The organism is Okeania sp. (assembly GCF_035285525.1).
Lineage (GTDB): Bacteria > Cyanobacteriota > Cyanobacteriia > Cyanobacteriales > Microcoleaceae > Trichodesmium.
In genome coordinates this window covers 1-6,098 of the sequence record NZ_JAYKGW010000166.1, presented here as the reverse complement: position 1 = coordinate 6,098, position 6,098 = coordinate 1, and the positions used below count along the sequence as shown (strand labels likewise).

Here is a 6,098-nt window from a genome sequence, read left to right as displayed (position 1 = left end):
TTCCTCAACCTAACCTACAAAATATCTGACTTTTGAATTTTGAATCCATAAATTTTGACTTCCATATTTGGTTGGGTTTCCTTCCTCAACCTAACCTACAAAATATCTGACTTTTGAATTTTGACTTCAATAAACTGTGTCTCTTTGTTGATAATTTCTACCCAAACTTTTAATAGCTTCTTGCAAAGTTTCTACCTCCATACAAGTACCTCCCACAGCACCTGCCATTGTGGTAATATGTTCCTCCATTAACGTACCCCCAATATCATTACAACCCCAGTTCAATGCCTCTTTTGCTCCATCTAAACCAAGTTTTACCCAACTCGGTTGATGATTAATAATCCAATTTCCTAAGAATATTCTCGACACTGCTGTTAATAATAAAACATCCAATAAAACAGGTTGATATCGCCCTACTCTCCGACGCAAAGGTGCAGGTGCTTCTTGCCCAACAAATGGTAATAAAATAAACTCGGTTATTCTCGCCGGATAATCTTTTTCGATGGCAGTTTGTTGGAGAACGCGCAACCTCTCTAAGTGTAAAATCTGCTGTTCGGGGGTTTCAATATGACCGCATAACATCGTACTTGTAGTTGGCATTCCTAACCGATGCGCCGTACCGACTATTTCTAACCAAGTCGCCGTATCAATTTTTTCCGGGCAAATAACTCGCCGCACCGCATCATCCAAAACTTCGGCAGCAGTACCTGGCATCGATCCGACACCTGCATCCCGGAAAGCAGCAATTACATATTCATAACTGACGCCATCCTCCCTCGCAATAAACTGTACCTCCTGGGGAGAAAAAGCGTGTAAATGTAATTGCGGAAACTCATTTTTAATCCCTTTTACCAGTTGCAAATAATAAGGTAAAGATTTTCCGGCAACTTTAGCTTGAAGATTTAATCCTCCCTGCATACAAATTTCTGTTGCTCCACGTTCTACTGCATCATTAGCTTTTGCCAGTATTTGCTCAGTGTCTAACCAAAATGCACCCGCGTCTCCCTCGCCTCGACGAAATGCACAAAAACTACAATGTTGTTCGCAGATATTCGTGAAATTTATATTCCGGTTGATAACGTAAGTTATGGTATCACCTACTTGTTGTTGTCGGAGTTTATCTGCTGTTTTTTTGATAGCGGTTACTTCTGGTGGCAGTTTGGTTAAAGTAAGTTTGCTGAAATTAGATTCAGTAGTTGGAGATAATAATAACAGTGCTTCTTTTGGGGATAAGTTGTCACCTTCGAGAGCGCTATTTAAAATTGTTTCCAGGTTTTGGTTTATTAAATTTAAAGTAGTCATGTTTATTAGTTGATCATGGATAATGAATAATAGATAATTATAACAATCTTCAATAGGTTTTAATATAGAATCCGAATAATTAATTGATGAAAAACTTTTTATTTTCTCACTCCTTCTGCCCCCCTTTCCAACGGGGTTGGGGGGGATATTTTGTGTTGCTTAAAAACAAGACTATTGAATATAAAGTAGGGGAGAATGGGATTCGGCCATAAAGAGTTTTACAGCATATTTTGGGCAAATGAAGTACAGGGTAAACGATGAAAATATTATAGTGCGGGCCGGAAAGCCCATATGGGGGTGTACCTCATAAAAATGGGAAACACTGCATACCAAATCTAGTTATTATAGACTGATTATAAAGTCAAGAATAATTAATAATTAACAATGGATAATTGATAATTATTTGATTGCTAAATGTTGTACTAAATTTAATACTTTTTGCATTCAAAAATTTGGCTGGTTACTCAAACTTTAAAATTTTCATCATTATCAATTATCCATTAAATTATCCCTAATAAAGCAATTTTAGTTAAACGTTTAAGAATTTTAAGTATATCATAAAGTTCATTACCAGGATTGATAGTAATAAAAAGTTTTGAAAGAGCATATTGTGGTGGTTTTCCATTCACTAAATTAACAAAAATAAAACTTATACCTGTACAAATCATCCCATAATTAGGAAGATTTGGATGAAGATTTGCTAACATATAAGCAAGAATTTGACCTCTGCCAGCTTCAGTAGAAAATTCAGCTTTTTTAGACTCAATTACCATTGCTCAAAATTGGTCTTTTAATGAAATATCAATCTTACCTTTAATAATAATATCTTTATCTTCCACTGCTAAATTAATTGCAGGTTCAGAACGAATATAGAATGGATGAAGAAAAAATCCGCCAATAAATAAAATTGGGTCAACTACTGCCATTATTACAATATTTTCTAGCACTGGGGGATAATCTATTAGGTTAATAAATCCCGATTTTACTTGGTTTAAAAGTTGTTTTTCTAAGTCAGTAAGTTCTGATAAATTATCTTGCCATTCCCGGAAAAATTCCTGGTCTTGGTTTCTTTTAAGTCTCAAGTTATCTACCAGGTAACGAATATTTATATCTTTAGCTGGAATAGTTTGAGTCATAAATTTTGAGGGAATTTTATTACCAATTATTTTGTGATTTTAGTATATAATTTAGATATGATAATTTCAAGCTAAAATAAAAATTGTTAAAGGAAGTAATCTGGCTCTGGAGAAATTTTTTAGTTTGAGAGCGATCGCTTTCCCACTTACCACACTTAAGATGAAAAAAATTTGTACCTTCTCACTCGTTCTGCCCCCTTTTTAAAGGGGGGTTGGGGGGATATTTTCTGCTGCTTAATTTATTTAATACTTCTTTCTTCTTTCTTACTTCTAATTTTGGCTTTAAAATCTAAAATAGCATCAAAAGGCTCATCCCAATCTAGATAACTAACTAACAATTCTAAATCAATTTTTGGCAATAACTGACTATTATTTTTCTGCAAATACTCACCATTTTCTAGGCAAAAAACCTGTAATTCTCCATTTTGCCAAAACCAAACTTCTGAAACACCTAAACCTTTATAAATCTCTAAAGTTTTAATTCCTCCGCTGGTAATTACAACTTCAATTGCTAAATCTGGAATCTTTTTTTTACTACCAATACAATAACATTGGTCTGGCTCAAGACCTTTTAATTTATCTTGAGATTTCAAAGTTGTAGAACCCAAGGGATAAAAATAAATGCCGGTTTCTAAACAATAATTTTCTACCAACATTCCCAAGGTTTTCTTGTAAATTTCGTGGCGACTACTAGGAGACATAATTTGTAAAATTCCTTGATGATAAACAACTTTAAAATAAGGTGAATTACCTAAATAATCTAATAAATTTTCATAAGTATTCCAGCTTATATCGCCATAAATTAATAAGCGATCGCTATCAATAGCGTCACAATTTAAGTATTCGATAAGTTTCACAAAAGATTGGGTATTTGCTGATGAAACTACCATAAAATTAACCTCTTATAACTTCATTTTGCTGATAGAATTTAGTATTTTGCACAAGTATTTACAGATATTTATTTCTTTGAAATATTTTTTGATAAAAGTATCTGGAGTTAAACACTCAAAACCGGCGATCGCTTTAATTAGTTCTCTATTAGAAGAGACAAAACAATCTGCTAATCCAAACTTAGCTGTAAGAAAAATTTCTATATCTTCTGTGGGGATATTCCCTGTTAAATTAATTTCTTTTAAGAGATTCCGCCACTCTGCATCAGGGGTTACATCAAAGATGTTTAGATTTGACCAAATAAGACTAAGAACTAAACCAGCTTTGTCTTGATTCCATAAATATTTACCTACTCGCCGGATTTGGTCAATTAACTCAGGAGATAAAATAATTTCAGCTTCAATTTGAGTATATTGTTTACCATAGTAACCTATAGATTCAAGAATTTTTCCCTCATCTGAATTAACTTCTTGAACGCCGATTATATAAACATTTGTATCAAGACATAAACGTTTGATTTTAGACATTATTTTATTCTCTCTTTTTCTTGAACCATTTCTAATTTAACTTTCTTGATTAGGTCGAGTATCTTTTCCTTAGAATCATATCCTTTTGCTTTTGCTATTTCCGGCATAATTTCAAATTCATCTGGCTCATTTTTAGCAACCAGAATAATATCTATTTCACCGTTATTAAATTCTGGAGGAACAGTAATTTTTACTTCTCCATTTTTCACTGTTCCGGTTGTTTGTATAATTCTCATTTCATACCTCGTATCTATGACTTAATCATTAAAGTTTTACCTTTGAATAAAAACTTGATGAAAAGCGATCGCTTCCTAGAATATAAAACTATAAAAACTATAAAAAGCGATCGCCTGAAAATTATCTACCTATTCTATTTTTACTTATTTACTTATACAAAAAGTGTTGTTAACCAAGAAATTACCTTGACAGTAATAGGAACAACTTCTTCAGCTAATTCCTTTGCTTATTTTACTGTACTAATAGTTTTGTGAAAAGTCTCCAGTTTTCTGGCAGCAAGCTGTTTATTAAGAACATCTTTTTGAACTTCAGATTTAACTTGCTGAATACTGAGTATTGATTCATCTTTAGTCGCAGGTGTTAGTGCTGGAAAAGACTGAATTTTATCCTCTAAACTTGCTAATATCTCAACTACTTTTTCTTCAGATAATTCTGAATCAGGGATATCTTGAATACTACTAAAATTATTTTTTATAGTATTGCCCACACCACCAAATAGACTTCCTTCAATTTTCTTTGCAGTTATTTTAAATTGGTCACTCATTTTTTTTGCACCTCAGTTATAAAGACTTCAAATAGGGTTATTTTTCTAACTATATTTAGTTAACAACTTTGTTGCTAGTTCCACCAAAAATTGCACCAGATATGCCACCTTCCGCAACAATATTAAATGTTTGATTGGAGGCATTATTTATAAGTTCATCTAGTTTTTCATCTAAACCTTCAACAGCAAAATTGTTTTCCTTAAAAGCATTTTTCGTTGCTTGCAGTATTAAAGAAAATATGGCTTTCAAAATTATAGATTTATCATCCACATCAAAAGAATTATCACTAATTGGTTTGTGGAAACGTTGGCGAAGAGAAGTTAAAAATCCTTCTCCTTGCCTCAAAGCCTTAATTATTTTAGTCCAAATCCAGTTAGCATAAGGTATCAAAACTATCAACCCCAAAATAAGGAAAGGTATGCCAAGAGAAAATAAAGTCATGAAAATAAATAGTAGGAAGAAGTTATGCATACAAAAAATGATAATTTGTAGTCTTCCCAACAGATAAGAATCAACAGCAATATACAAGTTATTGCTGTGTACATAACACCGAAACAAGATTGTAATATTTGTTTCACGAACACTTTTATATCTAAATTCTATGTATAACCTTTGCTTGTCTCTTTGATAGTAAGGTTTGTCTTTATATAAAACTAATTCGAGTTTTGGTTTACTTAACTGACCAACAACTCCTGCACTTTTCCAATTTTTTAGGCTCTCAAAAATTCTTACATACAAACTTTTTCGTACATTTTCTAGCTTTTCAATATCCTCTTCTTTAACCCGATAATTTAGAGACACACTAAAATTTTTAACCCAATCGCCTAAAGATTCTTCTGGATGTTCTCTATCATAAAAAATCTATTAATAGTTTTTGTGCAGATGGGCGCATTAATTGCATCTTCTAAATCTGGTAAACTAAGATAGCCATTTTTTTGGGGCAAAATCTTTTCATTCATTCTGACTGATACACCTTAAATTCTAATAAACTACCATCAATTATTTTAACTACTTTTCAAAACTTTTGTTTCTCTCTACGATTTGTATAATTAGATTTCCATCAAAATAGTATTTTTATGTGCCAAGCAACACATTAATAATAAAATTTATATTACTACTTTATGTTAATTATGGCCAAGAATGTAGGTTGGGTAGAACGCAGTGAAACCCAACAAAACTTTGATTATTGTTGTTCTCCTATTGTTGGGTTTCGTTTCTCAACCCAACCTACTGCTATATTTGAACCAGAATTTATCAAGGAAATTCAAAATAAATTAAAAGATATAATTCCAGCTTTACAAACAGAAAATGAATCCGATAGTTCAAAATAAATTTTATAGGTGAAAAAACCTAACCCCCCAACCCCCTTCCCTGCGAGGGAAGGGGGGGAAAGATTCTCCCCTCTCCTTGCAGGAGAGGGGTTGGGGGAGAGGTCTTTATTAACTCCAACTTACCCAGAA

10 protein-coding genes are annotated in these 6,098 nt (G+C 32.7%); 2 read left to right on the top strand and 8 right to left on the bottom strand.

Annotated features, from left to right (window positions below):
- Window positions 1-126: 126 nt before the first annotated feature.
- The 6 genes from cofH to VKJ25_RS15900 form a co-directional block, all read right to left on the bottom strand.
- Window positions 127-1,302 carry a 7,8-didemethyl-8-hydroxy-5-deazariboflavin synthase subunit CofH gene (gene cofH / locus VKJ25_RS15925; RefSeq protein WP_324237621.1) on the bottom strand — a complete coding sequence of 392 codons (1,176 nt, stop codon included), beginning with the start codon at window positions 1,300-1,302 and terminating at the stop codon, window positions 127-129.
- A gap of 500 nt (window positions 1,303-1,802) precedes the next feature.
- Window positions 1,803-2,075, bottom strand: coding sequence for a hypothetical protein (locus tag VKJ25_RS15920; protein ID WP_324237620.1), 273 nt, complete (start codon window positions 2,073-2,075; stop codon window positions 1,803-1,805).
- 3 nt (window positions 2,076-2,078) lie between these two features.
- Window positions 2,079-2,438, bottom strand: coding sequence for a hypothetical protein (locus VKJ25_RS15915; protein WP_324237619.1), 360 nt, complete (start codon window positions 2,436-2,438; stop codon window positions 2,079-2,081).
- A gap of 239 nt (window positions 2,439-2,677) precedes the next feature.
- Window positions 2,678-3,328 (bottom strand): Uma2 family endonuclease, encoded by a 651-nt coding sequence (locus VKJ25_RS15910; protein ID WP_324237618.1) that lies wholly within the window; start codon window positions 3,326-3,328, stop codon window positions 2,678-2,680.
- A gap of 12 nt (window positions 3,329-3,340) precedes the next feature.
- Window positions 3,341-3,856, bottom strand: coding sequence for a PIN domain-containing protein (locus VKJ25_RS15905; protein ID WP_324237617.1), 516 nt, complete (start codon window positions 3,854-3,856; stop codon window positions 3,341-3,343).
- Window positions 3,856-4,092, bottom strand: a complete 237-nt coding sequence (locus VKJ25_RS15900) for a hypothetical protein (protein ID WP_324237616.1) — start codon at window positions 4,090-4,092, stop codon at window positions 3,856-3,858. Before VKJ25_RS15900 ends, VKJ25_RS15905 begins: the two co-directional genes overlap by 1 nt.
- A gap of 42 nt (window positions 4,093-4,134) precedes the next feature.
- Between VKJ25_RS15900 and VKJ25_RS15895 the strand changes: the two genes are divergently transcribed.
- Window positions 4,135-4,347, top strand: coding sequence for a hypothetical protein (locus VKJ25_RS15895; protein ID WP_324237615.1), 213 nt, complete (start codon window positions 4,135-4,137; stop codon window positions 4,345-4,347).
- Here the strand turns inward: VKJ25_RS15895 and VKJ25_RS15890 are convergent.
- Window positions 4,320-4,637, bottom strand: a complete 318-nt coding sequence (locus VKJ25_RS15890; RefSeq protein ID WP_324237614.1) for a hypothetical protein — start codon at window positions 4,635-4,637, stop codon at window positions 4,320-4,322. The two genes, VKJ25_RS15895 and VKJ25_RS15890, sit on opposite strands and share 28 nt — an antisense overlap.
- A gap of 55 nt (window positions 4,638-4,692) precedes the next feature.
- A complete protein-coding gene (locus tag VKJ25_RS15885; RefSeq protein ID WP_324237613.1) occupies window positions 4,693-5,439 on the bottom strand; it encodes a hypothetical protein in 747 nt (248 codons plus the stop codon).
- Window positions 5,440-5,768: 329 nt separating this feature from the next.
- Here VKJ25_RS15885 and VKJ25_RS15880 point away from each other — a divergent pair, with 329 nt between their 5' ends.
- Entirely contained in the window at window positions 5,769-5,969 is a 201-nt protein-coding gene (locus VKJ25_RS15880; RefSeq protein ID WP_324237612.1) for a hypothetical protein, read from the top strand.
- The last annotated feature ends 129 nt before the right edge of the window (window positions 5,970-6,098 follow it).

Coding starts and splice junctions, on each gene's coding strand:
- VKJ25_RS15910 (WP_324237618.1), bottom strand. CDS start 3,328: ATGGTAGTTTCATCAGCAAATACCCAATCTTTTGTGAAACTTATCGAA.
- cofH (WP_324237621.1), bottom strand. CDS start 1,302: ATGACTACTTTAAATTTAATAAACCAAAACCTGGAAACAATTTTAAAT.
- VKJ25_RS15915 (WP_324237619.1), bottom strand. CDS start 2,438: ATGACTCAAACTATTCCAGCTAAAGATATAAATATTCGTTACCTGGTA.
- VKJ25_RS15890 (WP_324237614.1), bottom strand. CDS start 4,637: ATGAGTGACCAATTTAAAATAACTGCAAAGAAAATTGAAGGAAGTCTA.
- VKJ25_RS15920 (WP_324237620.1), bottom strand. CDS start 2,075: ATGGTAATTGAGTCTAAAAAAGCTGAATTTTCTACTGAAGCTGGCAGA.
- VKJ25_RS15900 (WP_324237616.1), bottom strand. CDS start 4,092: ATGAGAATTATACAAACAACCGGAACAGTGAAAAATGGAGAAGTAAAA.
- VKJ25_RS15905 (WP_324237617.1), bottom strand. CDS start 3,856: ATGTCTAAAATCAAACGTTTATGTCTTGATACAAATGTTTATATAATC.
- VKJ25_RS15880 (WP_324237612.1), top strand. CDS start 5,769: ATGGCCAAGAATGTAGGTTGGGTAGAACGCAGTGAAACCCAACAAAAC.